The sequence below is a fragment of the Nocardioides sp. NPDC101246 genome (genome assembly GCF_044767415.1).
Lineage (GTDB): Bacteria > Actinomycetota > Actinomycetes > Propionibacteriales > Nocardioidaceae > Nocardioides.
The window spans coordinates 94,598-116,941 of record NZ_JBIWNX010000020.1; the positions used below are offsets into that span (position 1 = coordinate 94,598).

General features: G+C 70.5%; 20 protein-coding genes and 3 tRNA genes. 13 read left to right on the forward strand and 10 right to left on the reverse strand.

Annotation, left to right across the window (positions count from 1 at the left end; translation table 11 throughout):
* Window positions 1–11 precede the first annotated feature (11 nt).
* Entirely contained in the window at window positions 12–1,091 is a 1,080-nt protein-coding gene (locus ACIRON_RS27870; RefSeq protein ID WP_402997766.1) for a GNAT family N-acetyltransferase, read from the forward strand.
* Here ACIRON_RS27870 and ACIRON_RS27875 read toward each other — a convergent pair.
* Window positions 1,084–1,944: a 3-methyladenine DNA glycosylase gene (locus tag ACIRON_RS27875; RefSeq protein ID WP_402997769.1), complete on the reverse strand. Its 861-nt coding sequence runs from the start codon at window positions 1,942–1,944 to the stop codon at window positions 1,084–1,086. The genes ACIRON_RS27870 and ACIRON_RS27875 overlap by 8 nt on opposite strands.
* A 61-nt stretch (window positions 1,945–2,005) precedes the next feature.
* On the opposite strand from ACIRON_RS27875, the gene ACIRON_RS27880 reads away from it, so the two are divergent.
* From ACIRON_RS27880 to ACIRON_RS27905, 6 genes are all read left to right on the forward strand, one after another.
* Window positions 2,006–2,818, forward strand: coding sequence for a fumarylacetoacetate hydrolase family protein (locus tag ACIRON_RS27880; RefSeq protein ID WP_402997772.1), 813 nt, complete (start codon window positions 2,006–2,008; stop codon window positions 2,816–2,818).
* Between the two features lie 50 nt (window positions 2,819–2,868).
* Window positions 2,869–4,356: a glutamate--tRNA ligase gene (gene gltX, locus ACIRON_RS27885; protein ID WP_402997815.1), complete on the forward strand. Its 1,488-nt coding sequence runs from the start codon at window positions 2,869–2,871 to the stop codon at window positions 4,354–4,356.
* Window positions 4,357–4,366: 10 nt separating this feature from the next.
* Window positions 4,367–5,305 carry a lysostaphin resistance A-like protein gene (locus ACIRON_RS27890; RefSeq protein ID WP_402997775.1) on the forward strand — a complete coding sequence of 313 codons (939 nt, stop codon included), beginning with the start codon at window positions 4,367–4,369 and terminating at the stop codon, window positions 5,303–5,305.
* Between the two features lie 123 nt (window positions 5,306–5,428).
* A tRNA-Gln gene (locus ACIRON_RS27895) sits at window positions 5,429–5,500 on the forward strand.
* Between the two features lie 63 nt (window positions 5,501–5,563).
* Window positions 5,564–5,639 (forward strand) — tRNA-Glu (locus ACIRON_RS27900).
* Window positions 5,640–5,759: 120 nt separating this feature from the next.
* Window positions 5,760–5,832 (forward strand) — tRNA-Glu (locus ACIRON_RS27905).
* Window positions 5,833–5,954: 122 nt separating this feature from the next.
* On the opposite strand, the gene ACIRON_RS27910 is transcribed toward ACIRON_RS27905, so the two are convergent.
* Complete coding sequence (locus ACIRON_RS27910; RefSeq protein WP_402997778.1) at window positions 5,955–7,004, reverse strand: lysylphosphatidylglycerol synthase domain-containing protein; 1,050 nt, start codon at window positions 7,002–7,004, stop codon at window positions 5,955–5,957.
* Between the two features lie 160 nt (window positions 7,005–7,164).
* On the reverse strand, window positions 7,165–7,674 hold the full coding sequence (locus ACIRON_RS27915; protein WP_402997781.1) for an arsinothricin resistance N-acetyltransferase ArsN1 family B: 510 nt from the start codon (window positions 7,672–7,674) through the stop codon (window positions 7,165–7,167).
* Window positions 7,675–7,692: 18 nt separating this feature from the next.
* Here ACIRON_RS27915 and ACIRON_RS27920 point away from each other — a divergent pair, with 18 nt between their 5' ends.
* A complete protein-coding gene (locus tag ACIRON_RS27920) occupies window positions 7,693–8,265 on the forward strand; it encodes a helix-turn-helix domain-containing protein (RefSeq protein ID WP_402997784.1) in 573 nt (190 codons plus the stop codon).
* Between the two features lies 1 nt (window position 8,266).
* Here ACIRON_RS27920 and hutI read toward each other — a convergent pair whose 3' ends face one another.
* The 6 genes from hutI to ACIRON_RS27950 all read right to left on the reverse strand — a co-directional run bounded on the left by hutI (window position 8,267) and on the right by ACIRON_RS27950 (window position 16,633).
* Window positions 8,267–9,412, reverse strand: a complete 1,146-nt coding sequence (gene hutI, locus ACIRON_RS27925; protein ID WP_402997787.1) for an imidazolonepropionase — start codon at window positions 9,410–9,412, stop codon at window positions 8,267–8,269.
* Window positions 9,409–10,713 carry a formimidoylglutamate deiminase gene (locus ACIRON_RS27930; RefSeq protein WP_402997790.1) on the reverse strand — a complete coding sequence of 435 codons (1,305 nt, stop codon included), beginning with the start codon at window positions 10,711–10,713 and terminating at the stop codon, window positions 9,409–9,411. Before ACIRON_RS27930 ends, hutI begins: the two co-directional genes overlap by 4 nt.
* A complete protein-coding gene (locus ACIRON_RS27935; protein ID WP_402997793.1) occupies window positions 10,710–11,936 on the reverse strand; it encodes an allantoate amidohydrolase in 1,227 nt (408 codons plus the stop codon). Before ACIRON_RS27935 ends, ACIRON_RS27930 begins: the two co-directional genes overlap by 4 nt.
* Window positions 11,937–12,088: 152 nt before the next feature.
* On the reverse strand, window positions 12,089–13,744 hold the full coding sequence (hutU, locus tag ACIRON_RS27940) for a urocanate hydratase (protein ID WP_402997796.1): 1,656 nt from the start codon (window positions 13,742–13,744) through the stop codon (window positions 12,089–12,091).
* A 169-nt stretch (window positions 13,745–13,913) separates the two neighbouring features.
* Window positions 13,914–15,461 (reverse strand): histidine ammonia-lyase, encoded by a 1,548-nt coding sequence (hutH, locus tag ACIRON_RS27945; RefSeq protein ID WP_402997818.1) that lies wholly within the window; start codon window positions 15,459–15,461, stop codon window positions 13,914–13,916.
* Window positions 15,462–15,478: 17 nt separating this feature from the next.
* Window positions 15,479–16,633, reverse strand: a complete 1,155-nt coding sequence (locus ACIRON_RS27950) for an LCP family protein (protein ID WP_402997798.1) — start codon at window positions 16,631–16,633, stop codon at window positions 15,479–15,481.
* 175 nt (window positions 16,634–16,808) lie between these two features.
* On the opposite strand from ACIRON_RS27950, the gene ACIRON_RS27955 reads away from it, so the two are divergent.
* The 3 genes from ACIRON_RS27955 to ACIRON_RS27965 are packed head-to-tail and all read left to right on the forward strand — an operon-like array spanning window position 16,809 to window position 19,221.
* Entirely contained in the window at window positions 16,809–18,296 is a 1,488-nt protein-coding gene (locus tag ACIRON_RS27955; RefSeq protein ID WP_402997801.1) for an Ada metal-binding domain-containing protein, read from the forward strand.
* Window positions 18,296–18,775 (forward strand): methylated-DNA--[protein]-cysteine S-methyltransferase, encoded by a 480-nt coding sequence (locus ACIRON_RS27960; RefSeq protein ID WP_091049536.1) that lies wholly within the window; start codon window positions 18,296–18,298, stop codon window positions 18,773–18,775. The genes ACIRON_RS27955 and ACIRON_RS27960 overlap by 1 nt, the downstream gene beginning before the upstream one ends.
* Window positions 18,775–19,221 carry a hypothetical protein gene (locus tag ACIRON_RS27965; protein WP_402997804.1) on the forward strand — a complete coding sequence of 149 codons (447 nt, stop codon included), beginning with the start codon at window positions 18,775–18,777 and terminating at the stop codon, window positions 19,219–19,221. The genes ACIRON_RS27960 and ACIRON_RS27965 overlap by 1 nt, the downstream gene beginning before the upstream one ends.
* A gap of 98 nt (window positions 19,222–19,319) precedes the next feature.
* Here the strand turns inward: ACIRON_RS27965 and ACIRON_RS27970 are convergent, their stop codons facing one another.
* Window positions 19,320–20,042: an IclR family transcriptional regulator gene (locus ACIRON_RS27970; protein WP_008358359.1), complete on the reverse strand. Its 723-nt coding sequence runs from the start codon at window positions 20,040–20,042 to the stop codon at window positions 19,320–19,322.
* 145 nt (window positions 20,043–20,187) lie between these two features.
* Between ACIRON_RS27970 and leuC the strand changes: the two genes are divergently transcribed.
* Together leuC and leuD are read left to right on the forward strand one after the other, a co-directional pair.
* Window positions 20,188–21,600 carry a 3-isopropylmalate dehydratase large subunit gene (leuC, locus tag ACIRON_RS27975; protein ID WP_402997807.1) on the forward strand — a complete coding sequence of 471 codons (1,413 nt, stop codon included), beginning with the start codon at window positions 20,188–20,190 and terminating at the stop codon, window positions 21,598–21,600.
* 1 nt (window position 21,601) lies between these two features.
* Window positions 21,602–22,207 (forward strand): 3-isopropylmalate dehydratase small subunit, encoded by a 606-nt coding sequence (leuD, locus tag ACIRON_RS27980; protein ID WP_091049543.1) that lies wholly within the window; start codon window positions 21,602–21,604, stop codon window positions 22,205–22,207.
* Window positions 22,208–22,344: the final 137 nt, after the last annotated feature.

A 22,344-nucleotide genomic window follows, 5' to 3' on the forward strand; every position in this document is an offset into this window, starting at 1 on the left:
ATGCTAGGCCGATGACCACGCCGAAGCCAACCCCGTCGGCCCGCAAGACCGAGCTCCTCGAGGCGGCCTACGCCTACGCCCTCGAGCACGGTCTCGCCGACCTCTCGCTGCGCCCGGTGGCCGCCGCGATCGGCTCCAGCCCCCGGGTGCTGATGTTCCTGTTCGGCAACAAGGACGGCCTGGTCAAGGCGCTGCTGGTCCGCGCACGGGTCGACGAGCTGGCGATGATCGAGCCCCTGCCCTCCTCGGCCATGGGCCTGCCCGAGGCGGTCACCCACGTCTGGGCGTGGCTCGCCGCCGAGGAGCACCGCCCCCTCCTGCGCCTGTGGGTGGAGGCGTACGCCCGCTCGCTGGTCGAGCCCGACGGCCCTTGGGCAGGCTTCGCCGAGTCAACCGTGAACGACTGGCTCGCGCTCCTCGCCGCCTCTCAACCCGAACCCGAGCGGACCAACCCCGACGGCGAGGCCCGTCGCACCCTCGCCCTCGCCACCCTGCGCGGCGCCCTGCTCGACCTGCTCGCCACCGGTGACGTCGAGCGGGTCACCGCCGCCGTCGAGCTCCAAGCCGGTAGCTTCGGCAGGACCACGCCGGCCGAGCAGCAGCACCCCGTCATCCGCCCTGCGGCCGGCGCTGACCTCGGCGACCTACAGTCCCTCGCGCGGCGCGTGATCGACACCTGCTACCGCGGGTTCCTCGGCGACGAGGCCGTCGACTGGTTCATCGGCAGCGGCGCCTCGGACGAACACGTGGCGACCCATCTGGAGCAGGGTGGCGTCTACTGCCTCGTCCAGGACGGCCGGATCATCGGCCTCTCCATCCTCGACGGCACCACTGTCGACCTGATGATGATCGACCCGGAACGCCAGGGCCAGGGGCTCGGCCGCCTCCTGCTCCGGCACGCCGAGGACACCCTTCTCGCCCAGCACCCGACCATCCGGCTGGAGACCTTCTCGGGCAACACCCGCGCCATGTCGTTCTACGACGCCTGCGGCTGGGTCCTCGGGGAGCGGCTGGAGGGGGAGGGGCCCGACAAGGTCGAATACCTCAAGAGCCGCACCGCCGACCCCGTCCCGGCCAGCACCCTCACCTAGAGAGTGCGAGCAGCCGTTCGCACTCGGCGACCAGCCGCTCCCGCAGCGGGGCGGCGCGCTCGGCGAAGCCGCGCTGGGCGGCGGCGTACTCCTGCTTCCCGGCGGCGGTCTCGATGCGGATCGGGTCGAGGTCGAGCTCGGCGAGGTCGTACGGAGCAGCCTTCATGTCCATGGTGCGGATGTCCCAGGCGAGCTCGAAGCAGTCGGCGACGAGGTCGGAGGAGACCAGGGGCGAGAGCCGGAAGGCGTGCTTGTAGAGGTCCATGTTGCCGTGCAGGCAGGCCGGTTGCTCGAAGGCCGCCCGGTCCTCGGAGCGCGGGGAGAGGGTGTTGAGCGGTGCCGCCGGGGGAGTGAAGAAGCGGTACGCGTCGAAGTGGCTGCAGGCGATGCGGTGGGACTCCACGACCCGGTCGGTGCCGGCGGCACCGAGGCGCAGTGGCCAGTCGGCGTGGCGTACCTGCTCCGGGGTCAGCCGGTAGACCATCGCCCACTCGTGGAGGCCGAAGCAGCCGAAGTTGCCCTCACGCCCGGCGGTGGCGCGGAGCAGCTTCACCAGCGTCTCGAGGAGGAGACGCTTGTCCGCGAGGAAGTCGTGAGAGACGGCGCCGTCGGCGTAGCCGCGCAGATCCGCGTACTCCGAAGCGTCCGAGAGCGCCACCCCGAACCCCGGGTGCCAGCGCAGCAGCTGAGCGGGCCGGTAGGAGTAGTAGGTGAACAGGAAGTCGTTGACCGGGTGCTTGACCCGGGCGCCGCGGCGGGCGAGATGCGGCTCGACGTAGGGCGCCAGGCGCGCGCGGTGGGCGTCCGCGCGAGCGGTCCACTCCGAACGCGACAGCACCTCCACGACGTACAAGCCTACGAAGGCGGCGCATAGTGAAGTGAATCGTGGCGACGGGTCCGGATAGGCTCAGCACGTGCGCATCGCCAGATTCACGACCAAGGGTGGCGAGCCCCAGTTCGGCGTCGTCATGGGGGACCTCGACGGCTACGGCCAGCTCAGCGAGGACGCGACCGTCGTCGCGCTCCAGGGCGACCCGCTGTTCTCGGGTGTCAACATCACCGATCAGGTCCACAAGTTCGAAGACGTCAAGCTGCTCGCGCCGGTGATCCCGCGCAGCAAGGTGGTCGCGGTCGCCCGCAACTACGCCAAGCATGCGGCCGAGCTGGGCAACGAGGTTCCGGAGGAGCCGCTCTTCTTCATCAAGCCCAACACCTCGGTCTGCGGCCCCGACGACGCGATCCAGCGACCGAGCAACGTCGAAGACCTGCACTTCGAGGGCGAGCTCGCGATCGTTATCGGCCGGATCTGCCGCGACGTGCCGGAGGAGAAGGTCAGCGACGTCATCTACGGGATGACGGTCGCCAACGACGTCACCGCGCGCGACGTCCAGCGACGGCTCAAGCACTTCTCCCAGGCGAAGGGGTACGACACCTTCTGCCCGCTCGGTCCCTGGATCGAGACCGACGTCGAGATCGAGCAGCTCGCCGCCGGCGTACGCATCCAGACCTTCCTCAACGGGGATGTCGTCCAGGACGGGTCCACGAAGGACCTCGTCCACGACATCCCGAAGCTGATCGCCCACATCAGCAGCGTCATGACGCTGTTGCCGGGCGATGTGATCCTCACCGGCACCCCCGAGGGTGTCGGCCCCATGGAGCCCGGAGACGAGATCGAGATCTTCGTCGAGGGGCTCGGAGCTCTGACGAACAAGGTGGCACAGCGTTGACTGGCAATGAATTGACCGGCACCCTCGACCCGAAGGACTACCGCGTCCGGATGGCGCCCAGCCCGACCGGCTCGCCCCACGTGGGTCTGGTCCGGACCGCCCTGTTCAACTGGGCCTTCGCGCGCCACCACGGCGGCACCTTCGTGTTCCGCATCGAGGACACCGACAAGGCTCGCAACACCCAGGAGTCCTATGACGGGCTCATCGACCTGATGCGCTGGCTCGGGCTCGACTGGGACGAGGGCGTCGAGGTCGGCGGTCCCTACGGCCCCTACCGCCAGTCGGAGCGCTCGGAGATCTACGCCGACGCGCTCGGCCGTCTGCGCGCCTCCTCCCACGTCTACGAGTGCTACTGCACCGGCGAGGAGACCACCGCCCGCTACGAGCAGCGCCTGACCGCCTACAAGGCCGCGAAGGCCGAGGGGATCAAGGGCGAGGCTCCGGCGCAGGGGTACGACAACCACTGCCGTGACCTGAGCGAGGACCAGATCAAGGCGTACGAGGCCGAGGGCCGCTCCTCGGTCCCGCGGTTCCGCATGCCCGACGGCTCGATCACCTTCGACGACCTCGTCCGCGGCGAGGTGACCTTCGAGACCAAGCACGTCCCCGACTACGCGCTCGCGCGTGCCAACGGCGACCCGCTCTACACGCTCACCGCGCCGGTCGACGACGCCACCATGAACATCACCCACGTCTTCCGCGGCGAGGACCTGCTCTCCTCGACCCCGCGCCAGATCGCGCTCTTCGACGCGTTCGTCGAGGTCGGTCTGGCCGAGCGTGCTCCCGCGTTCGGCCACCTGCCCTACGTCATGGGCCAGGGCAACAAGAAGCTCTCCAAGCGCGATCCGGAGGCGCACGCGCTGAAGTACCGCGAGGAGGGCTTCCTGCCCGAGGGGTTGCTCAACTACGTGGCGCTGCTCGGCTGGGCGATCGCGGCCGACCGCGACATCTTCACCATGGAGGAGATGGTCGAGGCCTTCGAGATCCACGACGTGGTCAAGAACCCGGCCCGCTTCGACATCAAGAAGGCGGAGGCGATCAACGCCTCCCACATGCGGCTGCTGCCGGTCGAGGAGATCACCCACCGGGTGATTCCCTACCTCAAGGCCGACGGCGTCATCGGCGACCCGGTGCACGACGCCGACGCGCAGATGCTCGAGGCCGCGATGCCGTTGGTCGCCGAGCGGATCAACAAGCTCGGCGAGGCCTCCGACATGCTGCGGTTCCTCTTCGTCCCGGAGGCCGACTTCGCGCTCGACGAGGAGGACTCCGCCAAGCTGCTCGACGAGGAGGGTCTGGACGTCGTCCGGGCTTCGCGCGACGCGCTCGTGGGGCTCCACACGTGGTCGACGGCCGAGATCCAGGACGCGCTGACCGCGGCCCTGATCGACGGTCTCGGCCTCAAGCCGCGCAAGGCGTACGGCCCGGTGCGGGTCGCGGTGACGGGAAAGCGGATCAGCCCGCCACTGTTCGAATCCATGGAGCTGCTCGGTCGGGAGCGTACGCTGGGCCGTCTGAAGGCGGTTCTCGGGAAGTAGGTCGGACAGGATGAGTACGGTCGTGGAGCCGCCTTCGGGACTGGCGTACTACCAGGTGCAGCGCAGCGGGCGCAGCGGCTGGGGGCGGCCTCTGGTCGGACTCATCCTGATCGGGCTGTGTGTCTTCTTCGTCTCGCCGGCCGTGGTGCTGGTCGGGTTCGAGCTCTTCTTTCGGTTCACCGGCAGCGACGTCGCCACCGCGATGCCGGCGGTCGCCGATGTGGAGGTCGTCACTCCCGAGTCGCTGGCGTTCCTGCTGCTCTCGCTGGCCGGGGCGATCCCGGCGGCGATGCTGCTGTGCTGGGGGCTGCACGGTCTGCGCCCGGGCTGGCTGGCCTCGGTCGAGCGCCGGATCCGCTGGTCGTGGCTGCTGCAGTGTCTCGGGATCGCCGCGATCACCATGGTGGTCACCGTCATCATCGCCTCCCGGCTGCCGATCCCGGGCGACGACCTCGGGCCCAGCACGCTCAACCCCTATACGAGCACCATGCGCGACTTCGTGCTGGTGATCGTGCTCCTCACCCCGCTGCAGGCGGCGGGGGAGGAATACCTCTTCCGCGGCTACATCTTCCAGACCTTCGGGTCCCTCTTCGGCGGGATGATGGGCGCCCGGACCGTCTCGGTGACGATCACCGCGCTCCTGTTCGCCTTCGCCCACGGCTCCCAGGACCTGCCGCTGTTCCTGGACCGGTTCGCCTTCGGCATCGTGGCCGGCATCTGCGTCATCGCCACCGGGGGCATCGAGGCGGGCATCGCGATGCATGTCCTCAACAACTTCGTCAGCCTCGGCATGGCGGTGGCCTTCGGTGACATCTCGACGGTGCTCAACACCACCGAGGGTTCGTGGTGGCGGATCCCGGTCACCCTGGTCCAGTCGGGCGTCTTCCTGGCACTCACCGTGTGGGCCGCGCGGTCGGCGGGCCTCTCGACCACGACGAAGAGCCCGTGAAATGAGGCCGGAGGGCGTGCCGATTTCGTCGCCCGGGGGCCTCGCCGGTAATGTTCACTCTCGGTTCGAGGGAGAAATCCTGAGGGCCGAATCGTCCTTGTGAAGCTTAGTCGAGCAAGGCGATGGGCTATGGTGTAATTGGCAACACGACTGGTTCTGGTCCAGTTATTCTAGGTTCGAGTCCTAGTAGCCCAGCGGATCCTCTCCGGAGGATTTGGGAGTCACTGAAGCGCTTCGCTAAGGTTTCACCCGCTGCAAGCCCCCGTCGTCTAGCGGCCTAGGACGTCGCCCTCTCACGGCGGTAACGCCGGTTCAAATCCGGTCGGGGGTACCACGCAGGAAGAGCCCGAGTCATCGACTCGGGCTCTTCGTCATTTCGTGTCAATGCGGTGCCCTGGAGGGGTGGTGCCGATGTGGGGGATCGGCAGGTCGTCCGGTAATGTTTCTCCCGCAAGCCCCCGTCGTCTAGCGGCCTAGGACGTCGCCCTCTCACGGCGGTAACGCCGGTTCAAATCCGGTCGGGGGTACAACGCACGAAGAGCCCCGAGTCACTGACTCGGGGCTCTTCGCCTTCCTGCTCTGAGGCTACGAGCGGATCCGGTGAGCGACGCGCCGCGTCCGATGAGCGCGGAACCCGACGGTGCTGTGGTCACGGCGACTCGGGCTCGTGACCGGCGAGGGCGGCATCCGTGGTCGTGCGCCGGGTCGTGCGCCGCCACAGCCCGATGGCCACGAGCCCCGCGAGCGCCGGGACGCCCAGGGTGTAGACCCGCCAGATGACGAGAGCCGCGATCGCCGGGGCCTCGACGGCATGTCCGCCGCTCTGGACCAGTGCGGCAATGATGAGTGAGTCGACGATCGCGATGCCACTGAAGGGCAGGATCGTCAGTGGAAACGCGAAGATGTAGGCGATGGCGATGTCGAGGATCCCGACCTCGGCGGGGGACACGCCCACGAACCGCAGGCAGAACACCACGATGGCCAGGTCGGCCAGCACCATTGCGATCACCCCGGCCAGCGACCGCGGCAAGCCGTAGCGGACGCGAGCGGAGATGTGGCCACGGAAGTCGGTGCAGCTCTGCGCCCAGCGCTCGGGGTCGACGCCGCGCCGGATCCTGCCGACGATCCGGCCGGCGTGGGTCCCAAAAGCGCGCGCGAGCGCATCGCTGTGGAGCACCACCAACACACACGCAGCAATCGCGGCGGAGATCAGCAGGCTGAACAGGTCGGCCCAGCGATAGGAGAAGTCGCCGCCGATCATCACGAGCATGATGAAGCCGACCAGCGGCAGCGCGAACCGCACCACCATCACGGTTACGGTGTTCATCGTCGCGCCCGCCAAACCGCGGGCGGCCGAGAGTCCCCACGAGGTGAACATCGTCACCCGGATCGCATAATCGGCAGGTGCCGGGGCGATCGTCGCCATCAGGATGGCGCCGAGGTCGTTCTGCGTCGCGCGACCCAGCGACACGTTCTCGATGTAGAAATGCAGCGGGCTGGCCTTGAACAGTTGCCGTGCGGCAACCATCGTCAGCAGGATCAGTGGTTGCCACCAGGTCAGCTGGCTCAGTGCGTCCCAGACCGCAGGCCATTCGACCTGACCGACCCGGTCGATGATCACGACCGCGATCACGACGGCGGCGACGAGTATCGTGAACCGCGTCCAGCGTCGTCTTGACCTCGAGCTGAGCGTCGGCATGCTGGCCACCTTACGGTCGTCGCTGTCGGAGGGCTAGCAGGTCAGGTGGCCCGTCGCGCCGGAGATCATCGGCCGCGCATAGCAGTCGCGCGCTGGTCGAAACCCCCGTCCAGGCCGCGACGACAGATGGACCGTCCCGTCTCGAACGTTCGTACCCGCGCTAGAGATCGAGCTGCATCCAGGTGACGTCGTGCCAGGCGTCGAACTTCTTGCCGATTCGGCGGTACGTCCCGACCTCGGTGAACCCGAAGGAGCGGTGGATCCCGATGCTGGCATCGTTCGGGATCGCGATCCCGGCCAGCGCCCGGTGGTAGCCGCGCTCCTTCAGGACCGGGAAGAGGGCCGCGTACAGGGCCTTGCCGGCGCCCTTGCCGCGGCGCTCCTGGTCGAGATAGATCGACACGTCGCAGGCCCAGCGGTAGGCGGCGCGGGTGCGGTGCTGGGTGGCGTACGCGTAGCCGAGCACCTCCGGTCCGGCCTCGCCCTCGGTCTCCAGCACGAGCCAGGCGTGCTCGGCCAGGGACGACTCGATGCGACGCGCCATCTCCTCGGCCGTCGGCGGCTCGGTCTCGAAGGAGATGACGGTGTCGCGGACGTACGGGTCGTAGATCGCCGCGCAGGCGCCGGCATCTGCGGGCGTCGCGTGGCGGATGGTCCAGGCAGGAGGCATGTCTCTTATAGTAGTCCCGTGGATGACGATAGTGACAAGTTCGGTGAAGCCCTGGCATCCAACATCAGGTCGGCGCGGGAGTCGCTCGGGATGACCGTCGCGGGCCTCGCGGAGGCGTCCGGGGTGTCTCGAGCGATGATCTCGAAGATCGAGCGGGGCGAGGCGCAGCCGACCGCCGTCCTGCTCACCCGCCTCTCCGGTGCTTTGGAGCTGACCCTGTCCGAGCTGATCGCGCGGGCCGAGGGAGACGCCGTGCGCGTGGCCCGGCGCTCGGAGCAGACCGAGTGGACCGATCCCGAGACCGGCTACGTACGTCGCGCCGTCTCGCCGCCCGCGCGCGGCATCCTGGAGCTGGTCGAGGTGGAGTTCCCGGCCGGTGCCTCGGTGGCGTCGCCCGCCTCGGCGTACCACTTCAAGGAGCAGCAGATCTGGGTGCTCTCGGGGCATCTGCGGTTCGTCGAGGGTGACCTCGTCCACGAGCTCGACGCGGGCGACTGCCTGCAGCTGGGGCCGCCTGCCGACTGCGTCTTCGTCAACCCGACCGACGAGCCCTGCCGCTACCTGGTCGTGATCGGCAAGCGGCGCGGCTGAGTCATACCGGGTTTCCCCTGCTCCAGACCTGGTGGGTGAGGGGAACGCCGGGGCGGTAGGCCAGGTGCTTGGCGGAGGGGGCATCGAGCGCGTGCAGGTCGGCGCGGCCGCCTTCGCTGATCCGTCCCGTGGGGTCGTCGAGGCCGAGCGCGGTGGCGCCGCCGACGGTCGCTGCCCACAGGGCCTCCTCGAAGGTCAGGCGCTGCTGGAGGACGGCGGTGGCGACGCAGAAGGCCATCGAGGTCGTGAAGGAGGAGCCGGGGTTGCAGTTGGAGGCGATCGCGATCGTGACGCCGGCATCGACCAGCTCGCGGGCGGGCGGGAACGGCTCGCGGGTGGAGAGGTCGCAGGCGGGCAGGAGCGTGGCGACGGTGTCGGACCCGGCGAGCGCCTCGATGTCCTGCGGGCTCAGGTGGTTGCAGTGGTCGACGCTCGTCGCGCCCATCTCGACGGCCAGCTGGACACCGCCCGACTCGCCGAGCTGGTTGCCATGCACCTTGATGCCGAGCCCCGCGGCGCGGCCGGCCTCGAGGATCTCGCGGGACTCCTCGACGTCGAAGGCGCCCTGCTCGCAGAAGACGTCGATGTAGGTCGCATGGGGTGCGACGGCGGCGAGCATCGGGCCGGTGACGAGGTCGATGTAGGCGCGACGGTCCACGCCCGCGGGGACGACGTGAGCACCGAGGTAGGTGACCACCTCGGCGTGCTCGGCGCTGATCCGGGCCAGGCGCTGCTCGGTCTCGACGTCGAGGCCGTAGCCGGTCTTGGCCTCGATCGTCGTGGTACCGCCGCGGTAGGCCTCCTCGCGCAGCCGGCGCGCCCGCGCCCGGAGGTCGTCGTCGGTGGCGGCCCGGGTCGCATCGACCGTACGCATGATCCCGCCGGCCTCGTAGGGCCGGCCGGCCATCCGGTCGATGAACTCCTCGGCGCGGTCGCCCATCGAGACCAGATGGGTGTGGGAGTCGACCCAGCCGGGGAGCACCGCACGACCGTCGAGGTCGTCGTGGGTGTCCGCTGCCGGGGCCCGGTCGGCGGGGCCGATCCAGGCGATGCGGCCGTCCTCGATCACCACGGCGGCGTCGCGGAGGGTGCCGTGCTCCTCGGCGTGGGTGGTCAGCTCGCCGATGTTGGTCAGCAGCAGGCTCATCCGAGCTCCTTCAGTGCGTGCGTGAACAGGGCGGCCGGGTCGCGACCATCGGCCAGCCGGCCGTCCTCGGCCACCACCCGCCCGCCGACCACGACGCGACGTACGTCGGTGGCGGTGGCCACCAGGGCGAGCTGGTCGAGGGCGGCTCCGGCGGTGCGTACGGACTCGGGGTCGATCTCCACCAGGTCGGCGCAGGCACCGATCCGGAGGCCGCCCGGAAGGCCGCAGGCGGCGTAGCCGGCGCTCGCGCGGGCGGTCTCGAGCTCGGCGGGGGAGAAGCGTCCGCGCTGTCGGCTGCGGAGCCGTTCGCCGGCCTCCAGACCGCGCACCTCGAGCCAGGGGTCGATGACCGCGTTCTGGTCGGATCCCAAGGCGATCCGTACGCCGGCGTCGGCGAGCTCCCGGGCAGGTCCGATGCCGTCACCGAGGTCGGCCTCGGTGGTCGGGCACATCACCACCCCGGCACCGCTGTCCGCGATGAGGGCGATGTCGGCGTCGGTCAGGTGGGTGGCGTGGACCAGCCAGGTCCGCGGGGTGAGGGCGCCGGCGTCGGCGAGAACCTGAGTGGGCGTCCGCCCGTACGCCGCGAGCGACTGCTCGTTCTCCGCGGGCTGCTCGGAGAGATGGACGTGCAGGGGCACATCGGGCGGGAGGTCGGCGGCGACCTGAGCGATGTCGTCGGGCGAGGCGGCTCGTACCGAATGGATCGCGGCGCCGATGGTGACCGGGCCGTTCCCCGCCCGGAGGTCGCGCCAGCGACCCAGCCAACCAGCCGCCGAGCCGTCGCCGAAGCGGCGCTGTTCGGGGAGGAGCGGCCTGCCCGGGGCGCTGGACAGGTAGAGGGTGTCGAGGAGGGTCAGCCGGATGCCGACGCTGCTCGCGGCCTCGGCGAGCGCGGTGCCGAACGCGTTGGGGTCCTCGTGGGGCGTCCCGTCGGGGCGGTGGTGGACGTAGTGGAACTCCGCGACGGTGGTCCAGCCGGTCACCAGCATCTCGGCGAAGACCGCCTCGGCCAGGCGCTGGTAGGAGTCGGGGGTGAGGCGGCCGGCGACGGCGTACATCTGCTCGCGCCAGCGCCAGAAGTCACCTCCCTGGTCGTGCGTCCTGCCGCGCAGCGCGCGGTGGAACGCGTGGGAGTGGGCGTTGCCAGAGCCGGCGAGCACGGTGCCGAGGCGGAGGTCGGCGGGCTCGGTGCTCCCGCCCGGGGTGATCGCGGTGATCCGGCCCTCGGCCGTCTCGATCACGACGTCGGTGAGCTCGCGACCCTCGACCAGCGCCCGCTCGGCATGGATCCGGGTCATCTGCGGGGCTCGCTCGCGAGCAGTCTGACGACCTCGGTCAGCGCCTTCGCCCCGGCGCGGCAGTCCTCGTCGGTGGCGGTCTCGTGGGGGGAGTGGGAGACGCCGGTGGGGTTGCGGGTGAACAGCATCGCGGTGGGGATCTCGGCGGCGAAGATGCCGGCGTCGTGGCCGGCGCCGGTGGCGAGCACGGGGACCTCGCCCAGCAGGCCGAGGAGGCGTTTTTGCAGGTCAGGGTCGAAGTCGACGGTGGAGACGTAGGACTCCTCGGTCACCTCCAGGGTGCAACCGTGCTCCTGCGCGGCCGCGTGGGACGCCTCCAGGATCTCCTTGAGGAGGGCTCGGGTCTGCGGGTCGGTGTCGCCGCGTACGTCGAGCCAGGCATCCACCCGGGAGGCGATGACGTTGGTGCCGCCCGGGATCGGGACGAGGCGGCCGATCGTGGCCCGGGCGGAGTCGGCACCGTCGTGGGCGGACGCGATGCGCTGGGTGGCCAGGACCGCGGCGGCCATCGCGGCGACCGGGTCGCGACGGTCCCGCATCCGGGTCGCCCCGGCGTGGTTGCCCTCGCCGGAGAAGACCAGCTTCCAGCGGCCATGGGCCAGGATCGAGGAGGCCACCGCGACCGGCGCATCGATATCGGCGAGACCGATGCCCTGCTCCACGTGGAGCTCGACGAACGCCGCCAGGCTCGCCAGCCGCTCCTCGTCGCGGTCGAGCCCGGCCGGGTCGATCCCGTCGGCCCGGCAGGCCTCGGCGTACGTCACCCCGGACTCGTCGACCAGCGCGGCGACCTTCGCGCCGGGGAGCGCTCCGGTCATCAGCTTCGACCCGAGGCACGCGATGCCGAACCGGGATCCCTCCTCCTCGCCGAACGCGGCGACCGTCACCGGCCGAGCCGGCACGAAGCCTTCCTCCATCAGCGCCGAGACGGCGGCGAGGGAGGAGGCGACGCCGAGCGGGCCGTCATAGGCGCCTCCGCCCGGCACCGAGTCGAGGTGGGACCCGATCGCGATCGCCCCGTCCGCCCGCGGACCCCAGTGGGCCCAGATGTTGCCGTTGCGGTCGGTCTCGACCTCGAGCCCGAGGCCTGCCGACGTACGCCGGAACCACTCGCGCAGCTCCAGCTCGGCCGGCTCGTAGACGTGCCGGGAGTAGCCGCCGCGGACGGGGTCGCGGCCGATATCGGCGATCTCGTCGAGCAGGTCGATGACGTCCAAACTCACAGTCTTCCTCTACTTCTTCGCCGAGTCGGCTCATCTTGACGAGATTTCTCGCCGAGTCGGCCCGTCATGACGAGCCGACTCGGTGCGGATTGTGCTCAGGATGAGCCGACTCGGTGCGGATCGTGGTCAAGATGAGCCGACTCGGCGGGGTTTCAGGAGTCGAGCATCGGGACGTTGAGGCCGCGCTCGCGAGCGACGTCGCGCGCGTGCTCGTAGCCGGCGTCGACATGGCGCATGACGCCGGTGCCGGGGTCGTTGGTGAGGACCCGCTCGATCTTCTCCGCGGCGAGCGCAGTGCCGTCGGCGACGCAGACCTGGCCGGCGTGGATGGAGCGGCCGATGCCGACGCCGCCACCGTGGTGGATGCTCACCCAGCTCGCGCCGGAGGCGGTGTTGAGCAGCGCGTTGAGCAGCGGCCAGTCGGCGATCGCGTCGGACCCGTCCTTCATCGCCTCGGTCTCGCGGTAGGGCGAGGCCACGGAGCCGGAGTCGAGGTGGTCGCGCCCGATGACGACCGGGGCCGAGAGCTCCCCGGAGGCGACCATCTCGTTGAACTTCAGCCCGGCGAGGTGGCGCTCCTTGTAGCCCAGCCAGCAGATCCGTGCCGGCAGGCCCTCGAAGTGCACCTTCTCGCCCGCCTGGGTGATCCAGCGCTTGAGGCCCTCGTTCTCGGGGAAGAGGTCGACGATCGCCCGGTCGGTCCTGGCGATGTCCTCGGGGTCGCCCGAGAGCGCTGCCCAGCGGAACGGGCCCAGACCCTCCTCGAAGAGCGGTCGGATGTAGGCGGGGACGAAGCCGGGGAAGGCGAACGCGTTCGCGAACCCGCCCAGGCGGGCTCCCTCGCGCAGCGAGTTGCCGTAGTCGAAGACCTCGGCGTCACGGCTCATGAAGCCGACCATCGCCTCGACGTGCTTGGCCATCGAGGCCTGCGCCTTCTCGGTGAAGTCGTCGGGGTCCTCCTCGGCGCGCGCGGCCCACTCCTCGACGGTGTACTCCAGCGGGAGGTAGGAGAGCGGGTCGTGCGCCGAGGTCTGGTCGGTGACGATGTCGATATCTACCCCGCGAGCCAGGACCTCGGGGAAGACCGAGGCACAGTTGCCGACGAGGCCGATGGAGCGCGGCGTACGCGACTTCTTGGCCTCCTCGGCCTGGGCCAGCGCGTCGTCGAGATCCGCGGCCACGGTGTCCATGTAGCCGTGGTCGACTCGGCGCTGGAGGCGGGCCGCGTCGACGTCGACGACGATCACGACGCCCTCGTTGAGCGTCACCGCGAGGGGCTGCGCGCCGCCCATGCCGCCCGCGCCGCCGGTGAGGGTCAGCGTCCCGGCCAGCGTGCCGCCGAACTTCTTGCGCGCGATCGCGGCGAAGCACTCATACGTCCCTTGGAGGATGCCCTGGGTGCCGATGTAGATCCACGAGCCGGCGGTCATCTGGCCGTACATGGTCAGGCCGAGCGACTCCAGCCGCCGGAACTCCGGCCAGGTCGCCCAGTCGCCGACGAGGTTGGAGTTGGCGATCAGGACCCGCGGTGCCCACTCGTGGGTGCGGAAGACGCCGACCGGCTTGCCCGACTGCACCAGCAGCGTCTCGTCGGCCTCGAGCTCGTCGAGGGTGCGGACGATGGCGTCGTACGCCTCCCAGGACCGCGCGGCGCGGCCGGTGCCGCCGTAGACGACCAGGTCGTCGGGGCGCTCGGCCACCTCCGGGTCGAGGTTGTTCATCAGCATGCGCTTGGCGGCCTCGGTCTGCCAGTTCTTGGCGGTGATCTCGGGGCCGTGCGGTGCGCGGACAGTGCGTGGTTCGCTCATGTGGTCCATCTCACCTCATCGCGGGATCGGGCGTAAGACCGGCCCGGCGAAAAGCTCGTTCTGGGCGTGGGTGTCGGCGCATTTTCCCGCCATGGCGGGATTCTGTCGCGGGATCTACGGCCGTACGGCGCCACTTTCCCGTCATGGCGGGAAAATGGCGCCGCCTCGGTCAGCGGATGTCGGCGAGGGTGCGCGCCTTGTCCAGGAGCGCACCGGTGGCGACGAGGTCCACGACCGCCCTGATGTCGGGCGCCAGGAACCGGTCCGGGCCCGGGGGCGGGACCAGCTCGCGGACCTGCGCGACCAGCGCGGCGCCGACGGCGCCGGGACGCTCGGGGGCGCGCATGTCGATCGCGCGGGCGGCGGTGAGGATCTCGATGGCGACGACCTGCCGGGCCCCGAAGATCGCGCGGCGCAGCTTGCGGGCGGCGTTCCAGCCCATCGAGACGTGGTCCTCCTGCATCGCGGAGGTGGGGATGGAGTCGACAGAGGCCGGGACCGCGAGGCGCTTGAGGTCGGAGACGATCCCGGCCTGCGTGTACTGGGCGATCATGTGCCCGGAGTCGACCCCGGGGTCGTGGGCGAGGAACGGCGGCAGCCCGTGGTTGCGCGACTTGTCGAGGAAGCGGTCGGTGCGGCGCTCCGAGATCGAGGCGAGGTCGGCGGTGGCGATGGCCAGGAAGTCGAGTACGTAGCCGATCGGTGCGCCGTGGAAGTTGCCGTTGGACTCGACTCGGCCGTCGAGGGTGACCACCGGGTTGTCGACCGCGCTGGCGAGCTCGACCTCGGCCACCCGCGCGGCGTGGGCCATGGTGTCGCGCACCGCGCCGTGGACCTGGGGGGCGCAGCGCAGCGAGTAGGCGTCCTGCACCCGGGTGAACCCGGTGCCGCGGTGGTCGGCGACGATGCCGCTGCCCGCGAGGACGGCGCGGATGTTGGCCGCCGAGGTCGCCTGGCCGGCGTGCGGGCGCAGCTCCTGTAGATCGGAGGCGAAGACGCTGTCGGTGCCCTGGAGCCCCTCGATGCTGAGCGCTCCGGCGATGTCGGCGGTGGCCACCAGCTCGTCGAGGTCGGCCAGCGCCAGGATCAGCATCGCCAGCATCCCGTCGGTGCCGTTGATCAGCGCCAGCCCCTCCTTCTCGCGCAGCCGCACCGGGGTGATCCCGGCTGCCGCCAGCGCATCGGCGGCGGGAACGAGGTCGCCGCCGGCGTCGCGTACCTCGCCCTCACCCATCGCCGCGAGCGCGCAGTGGGCCAGCGGGGCCAGGTCGCCGGAGCAGCCGAGCGAGCCGTACTCACCGATCACCGGGGTGATCTGGGCGTTCAGGAGCGCCGCGTAGGTCTGGGCGACCTCGGGGCGCACACCCGTCCGCCCCGTGGCGAGGGTCGAGAGACGCAGCAGCATGAGGCCGCGTACGACCTCCTTCTCGATCTCCGCACCCGAGGAGGCCGCGTGCGAACGGACCAGCGAGGCCTGCAGCTGCGCGCGGTGCTCGGGCGGGATCGAGGTGTTGGCCAGAGCGCCGAAACCGGTCGAGATGCCGTAGTGGGGACGGGTGTCGTGAGCCAGGGACTCGATGAGCTCGCGGCTCGTGGCCATCGCGGTCAGCGACTCGTCGGTCAGGGTGATGGGAGCGTTGTGACGGGCGACGGCGACGACCTGATCGAAGGTGAGGGCGCCGACCCCGACGGGAACCGTGGTGTTGGTCATGACCAGAGTGGATCACATCACATTCACGCGGGTGCGCACAGGCCGTTGTCGGCGGCGTCCTTCTCCTGGTCCTCGGGGCTCACGGAGTCGGCCGGCGCCTCGGCCGGTGAGGCGCTGACCTCGGGATCTCTCGGTGTGGCGGACGCCTTCGGCGAGGGCGCGGCGGAGGCCGTGGCCTCGTGCAGCGGACGGTCCTCGAGCATCCGCTGCCACAGCTCCTCGGACTCCGGCAGGATCTCGAGACGGCCCCAGTTGGGGTCGCCGGTGGGGTAGGCCCGGTTGGGCACGGTCTCGAACTCGATGCCCGAGGGGTCGAGGTCGCGCATCTCGCCGGCCAGGGCGGCCAGCTCGGCGACGGAGCCGACGTCGGTGGTGATCGACTTGGAGAGCTCGGTGGCGAACGTGGCCAGCCGTCGCGGGCGGGTCAGGGTGCCGGCGGAGAGGACCTTGGTGGCCAGGGCGGTGAGGAAGTACTGCTGACGCCGCATCCGGCCCAGGTCGGCGTTGGGGGTGGAGGAGCGGTTGCGTACGTAGTCGAGGGCCTGTTTGCCGCGCAGGTTGTGGGTGCCGGCGGGCAGGAAGATGTTGTGCTCCTCGTCGTCGATCGCCTCCGGGATGCAGATCGTGACGCCGCCGACGGCGTCGACCATGCCGCGGAAACCCGCGAAGTCGAGCGCGAGGTAGTGGTCGATCGGGATCCCGGTGAGCAGCTCGGTCTGGCGGGCGGTGCAGATCGGGCCGCCCAGGGAGTAGGCCCCGTTCCACATCACGCCGCTCGCCTCGGGGATCGTGGAGCCGTCCGCGGCGGTGCACTCCGGCCGGTCGACGAGCGCGTCGCGGGGGATCGAGACGCCGTAGGCCGAGGTCCGGTCGGCGGAGACGTGCAGCAGGATCGTGCTGTCGGAGCCGCCGGAGCCACCCTCGCCGTCGATCGAGCAGCCGTCGCAGTCACGTCCGTCGGTGCCCAAGATCAAGATGTTGAGCGGCTGCTTGGGGCCCTCGTCCTCGTTCTCCGGCTCGTCGAGGAGGTGGTTGATGTCGCCCCCGGAGCCGAGATTGCTGTTGAGATGGTCGTAGAACGCCCAGGTGCCGATCCCGGTGCCGACCGCCAAGAACAGCATCGTGACCACGACGGTGAGCACGACCGTACGTGTCCCCGACCTCGATTCGGTCCCCATCACCCTCCCTCACCCGTCCGCCTGAGCGGACCGTCTGCGTGTGCAGCCCACACAGGTTGTACGCGCCAGTGAGCCGAGAGGTTGCTGCTTCAGGTAACGGCATTGTGAAACCATGAGGAAGGCACTGTCCGAAAACCGCGCGTAATTTCTTTCCGAACGCGGCAACATGGTGGACATGGATGGGACGACGAGCGTGAACGGACTCGACTTCGAATCGTGCTACCGCGCCGTTCGTTCGCGCGACCGGCGCTTCGACGGCATCTTCTACACGGCGGTCGCCTCGACCGGGATCTACTGCCGGCCCTCGTGCCCGGCGCGGACCCCGGCGCTGGTGAACGTCTCCTTCCACCGCACCGCCGCGGCCGCTCAGGCCGCTGGCTACCGGGCCTGCAAGCGCTGCCGTCCCGATGCCACCCCGGGCAGCCCGGAGTGGGACGTGGCCGCGACCCTGGCCGGGCGCGCGATGCGCCTGATCGCCGACGGCGTCGTCGACAGGGAAGGCGTCGAGGGGCTGGCTCGTCGGGTCGGCTACTCGCCGCGCCACCTGACCCGGCTGCTGACCACCGAGCTCGGCGCCGGTCCCTTGGCACTGGCCAGGGCGCGCCGCGCGCAGACCGCCCGGACGCTGGTGGAGACCACCGAGCTCGGCTTCGCGGACATCGCCTTCGCGGCCGGCTTCTCGAGCGTACGTCAGTTCAACGACACCGTCCGCGAGGTCTATGCGGCCTCGCCGACCGAGCTCCGCGGACGCCGCGGCTCGCGGCGCCGGGCCGACGGGACGATCGCGCTGCGGCTCGCCGTCCGTACGCCGTTCGCCGGCCGAGCGCTGCATGCGTTCCTGCGCGACCACCTGGTGCCGGGCGTCGAGGCCGCCGGGGTCGACGACGGGCGGCGATGGTTCGCCCGCACCCTCGACCTGCCCAACGGGCCCGGCACGCTGCGTCTCGAGCTGGCCGACATCCCCGAGGGCGAGACTGGCTTCGTCCACGCGACCTTCAAGCTCGCCGACCTGCGCGACACCACCGCCGCCGTCGAGCGCGCCCGCCGGCTGCTCGACGCCGACTGCGACCCGCGTGCGGTCGGCGACGTCTTCGTCGGGGACGAGGTGATCGGCCCGCTGGCCCTGGCGCTGCCGGGGCTCCGGGTGCCGGGCACCGTCGACGGGGGCGAGCTGGCGCTGCGTACGATCGTGGGACAGCAGGTCTCGGTCGCCGGGGCGCGCACCGTGCTGGCGGGGATCGTCGCCGAGCACGGCCGCCCGATCACGACCGACATCGACGGCCTCACCCATCTGTTCCCGTCCGCGGACACCCTCGCCGCAGCCGACCCGGCCGGCATGCCGATGCCGCGCTCGCGCGGGCGTGCGGTCACCGGCCTGGCCGCGGCGCTCGCCTCCGGCGAGCTCCAGCTGGACCGCGGCACCGACCGTGACGTCGTGCACGAGCAGCTGATCGGCCTGCCCGGCGTCGGACCCTGGACCGCCGACTACGTCGCGCTGCGCGCGCTCGGCCATCCCGATGTCTTCCTGCCGACCGATGTCGGCATCAAACGAGCGCTGGAAGCGCTCGGTGCGCCCGCGGCGGACGTCGCCGGGTGGCGGCCGTGGCGCTCGTACGCCCTGCTCTACCTGTGGACTTCACTGACTGCCCTGGAGGAACTCTGATGTGGACCATCATCGACTCGCCCGTCGGCGAGCTCCGGCTGGTCGCGCACGACGGCGCGATCACCGCGATCGACTTCATGCCGGCCGACTATGCCAAGGGCCGGGTGCTCGGGGACCGGTCCGACTCGGATCCGCTGTTGCTGGAATGTGGCCGGCAGCTCGCCGAGTACTTCAAGGGTGACCGGACGAGCTTCGACCTCCCGCTGGCGCCCTCGGGCACGGCGTTCCAGGCGCGGGTCTGGGAGCAGCTGCAGCAGATCGAGTACGGCACGACCTGCTCCTACGGGCAGATCGCCGGCCGACTCTCGCTGACCGGCCACGGCGCGCGCGCCGTCGGGCTCGCCAACGGCAAGAACCCGATCCCGATCGTCATCCCGTGTCACCGGGTCGTCGGTGCGGACGGCTCCCTGACCGGCTACGCCGGTGGCCTGGACCGCAAGACCACGCTGCTGGGCCTGGAGAGCGGTGCGCTCTTCTGATGCCGAGACCGCATATGTGGCGTACGTCGGTGGTGGCCGTGGCGCTCGTGGCTGCCCTCGCCGGGTGCGGTGAGGGCGCCACGCAACCAGCGGGGTCGGGCTCGCCGGCGGAGCCTGTGGAGCCCGCGACCGGTGAGAGCCGGAGCATGGGCGAGCACGAGCTGCTGGTCAACGGCCAGGTGAGGTGCGACCAGGACGTGTCGAGCGACGAGGCGAAGGACACGATCGAACGCGTCGGCGGGCTCCAGCAGCCGACCTGGTCGGTGCGGTTCGCCGAGGGCACCGCGGCCGGGGTCGTCGTGCTGGTGGCCGGTGACCTCGAGGACGCCCGGCCCGTGCTCTTCGACGACTACCACGTCGCGGTGATCGTCGGGTTGTCCGAGGACCAGACGCGGGCCGAGGACTTCAAAGCCGTACGCGAGGCGGTGCGGGAGGTCTGCGACTGAGCGCTCACCGAGTTACCTCGGTCAGGTGAGGCTTCCCTCGTGGAACTCCGCGAAGGAAGCGCATGCTCACCGAGTTACCTCGGTGAGCATCCGGCGTCTTACTCGGCAGCCGCCCGCCGCAGCGACTCCGAGAGCCGGTCGGCGGCGGCGAGGACGGCGGGAGCGTGCATCTTGCCCGGCTGACGGGTGAGGCGCTCGAGGGGGCCGGAGACGGAGACGGCGGCGATGACCTTGCCGCCGGGGGAGCGGACCGGAGCCGACACCGAGGCGACGCCGGCCTCGCGCTCGCCGATCGACTGCGCCCAGCCGCGGCGGCGGATGCCGGAGAGGGCGGCGGCGGAGAAGGCGGCGTTCTGCAGCCCGCGGTGGAGGCGCTCGGGGTCCTCCCATGCAATCAGTATTTGAGCGGCCGACCCGGCACGCATCGTCAGCTGCGAGCCGACGGGGATGGTGTCGCGGAGGCCGGAGGGGCGCTCGGCGGCCGCGACGCAGACGCGGAAGTCGCCCTGGCGCCGCCACAGCTGCGCCGACTCGCCGGTGATGTCGCGCAGACGCGCCAGGACAGGCCCGGCGGTGGCCAGCAGCCGGTCCTCGCCGGCGGCGGCGGAGAGCTCGGCCAGGCGCGGACCGAGGACGAAGCGGCCCTGCATGTCGCGGGCGACCAGACGGTGGTGCTCGAGCGCGACCGCCAGACGGTGTGCGGTCGGACGGGCGAGACCCGTCCCGGCCACCAGACCTGCCAGGGTCGCCGGGCCGGATTCGAGAGCTGTGAGCACAAGGGCGGCCTTGTCGAGCACGCCCACACCGCTGGAACTGTCCATATCGCAAGACTAACTTCTCAGAACCTGAGATGCAACGTTAGGCTCGGAGAAGCAGACTGGAAGTGGCGGATCTGACATTGCGACCTCAGCGCGCAATACCCGCCACCGGCCACTACAGACCAAAGATGCCAGATGGAGAAGTGTCATGGGCAGGACCTTGTCGGAGAAGGTGTGGGACGAGCATGTCGTCCGGTCGACCGCGGGAGAGCCCGATCTCCTCTACATCGACCTTCACCTCATCCACGAGGTGACGAGTCCGCAGGCCTTCGAGGGCCTGCGCCTGTCCGACCGTAAGGTCCGACGCCCCGACCTCACCATCGCCACCGAGGACCACAACGTCCCGACCCTCGACTGGGACAAGCCGATCGCCGACCCGGTCAGCCGCACCCAGGTCGAGACGCTGCGCAAGAACGCCGAGGAGTTCGGCGTACGTCTTCACCCGCTCGGCGACGCCGAGCAGGGGATCGTGCACGTGGTCGGGCCGCAGCTGGGGCTCACCCAGCCGGGCATGACCATCGTCTGCGGTGACTCCCACACCTCCACGCACGGCGCGTTCGGCGCGATCGCCTTCGGCATCGGCACCTCCGAGGTCGAGCACGTGCTGGCGACCCAGACGCTGATGCAGGACAAGCCCAAGACCATGGCGGTCACGGTCGACGGCGCGCTGCCCGACGGCGTGAGCGCCAAGGACCTGATCCTCACCCTGATCTCCAAGACGGGCACCGGCGGTGGCCAGGGCTACATCGTGGAGTATCGCGGCGAGGCCATCCGTGCGCTCTCCATGGAGGCCCGGATGACGATCTGCAACATGTCGATCGAGTGGGGCGCCAAGGCCGGCATGATCGCCCCCGACGAGACCACCTTCGCCTACATCAAGGACAAGCCCGAGGCTCCGAAGGGCGCCGAGTGGGACCGGGCCGTCGCGCACTGGAAGTCCCTGGTCACCGACGAGGACGCGACCTTCGACAAGGAGATCGTCCTCGACGCCGCCGAGGTCACCCCGTTCGTCACCTGGGGCACCAACCCGGGCCAGGGCGTCCCGCTGGGTGCCGCGGTCCCGAGCCCCGACGACTTCGAGGACGCCGACGCGAAGATCGCCGCCGAGAAGGCCCTGACCTACATGGGCCTCGAGGCCGGCACCCCGATGCGCGAGGTGCACATCGACACCGTCTTCCTCGGCTCCTGCACCAACGGACGCATGGAGGACCTGCGTACGGCCGCCGACATCATCCAGGGCCACCACGTCGCCGAGGGCACCCGCTTCCTGGTCGTCCCCGGCTCGGCCAAGGTGCGCCTCCAGGCCGAGGAGGAGGGTCTGCACAAGATCTTCCTCGACGCCGGCGCCGAATGGCGTGGCGCGGGATGCTCGATGTGCCTGGGCATGAACCCCGACACCCTCGCCCCCGGCGAGCGCTCGGCCTCGACCTCCAACCGCAACTTCGAGGGTCGCCAGGGCAAGGGCGGTCGCACCCACCTGGTCTCGCCGGAGGTGGCCGCCGCCACCGCCGTACGCGGCACCCTCTCCTCGCCCGCCGACCTGACTCTCGTGGAGGCCTGACATGGACAAGTTCACCACCCACACCGGTGCCGGCGTACCCCTGCGCCGCAGCAACGTCGACACCGACCAGATCATCCCCGCGGTCTACCTCAAGCGGGTCACCCGCACCGGCTTCGAGGACGGCCTCTTCGCGGCCTGGCGCAACGACCCGACCTTCGTGCTCAACAACGAGGCGTACGCCGGGGCCTCCGTCCTCGTCGCCGGCCCCGACTTCGGCACCGGCTCCTCGCGTGAGCACGCCGTCTGGGCGCTGATGGACTACGGGTTCCGCGTCGTCATCTCGAGCCGCTTCGGCGACATCTTCCGCGGCAACTCCGGCAAGGCCGGCCTGCTCGCCGCGAAGGTCGACGAGAAGGTCGTCCAGAAGCTGTGGGACCACCTCGACGACAACCCCGGCGCCCAGATCACGGTTGACCTGGAGTCGCGCACCGTCCGTGCCGGCGAGGGCCCCGACGCGATCGAGGACTCCTTCGACATCGACGACTACACCCGCTGGCGCCTCCTGGAGGGCCTCGATGACATCGGCATCACGCTCTCCCACGAGGACGACATCGCCGCGTACGAGACCACCCGGCCCTCCTTCAAGCCGGTGACCCAGCACGCCTGACCCAGTAGATCGAATCGTCAGTTGTGGGGGGGGGGGGGGGCCCCCCCGCCCCCCCCCCCCCGGTTTTGGGGGGGGGGGGGGGGCGGGTCTGGGCGGCGGGGGGACCCCGGGTGGCGGGGGCGCGGGGGCGGGAGGCC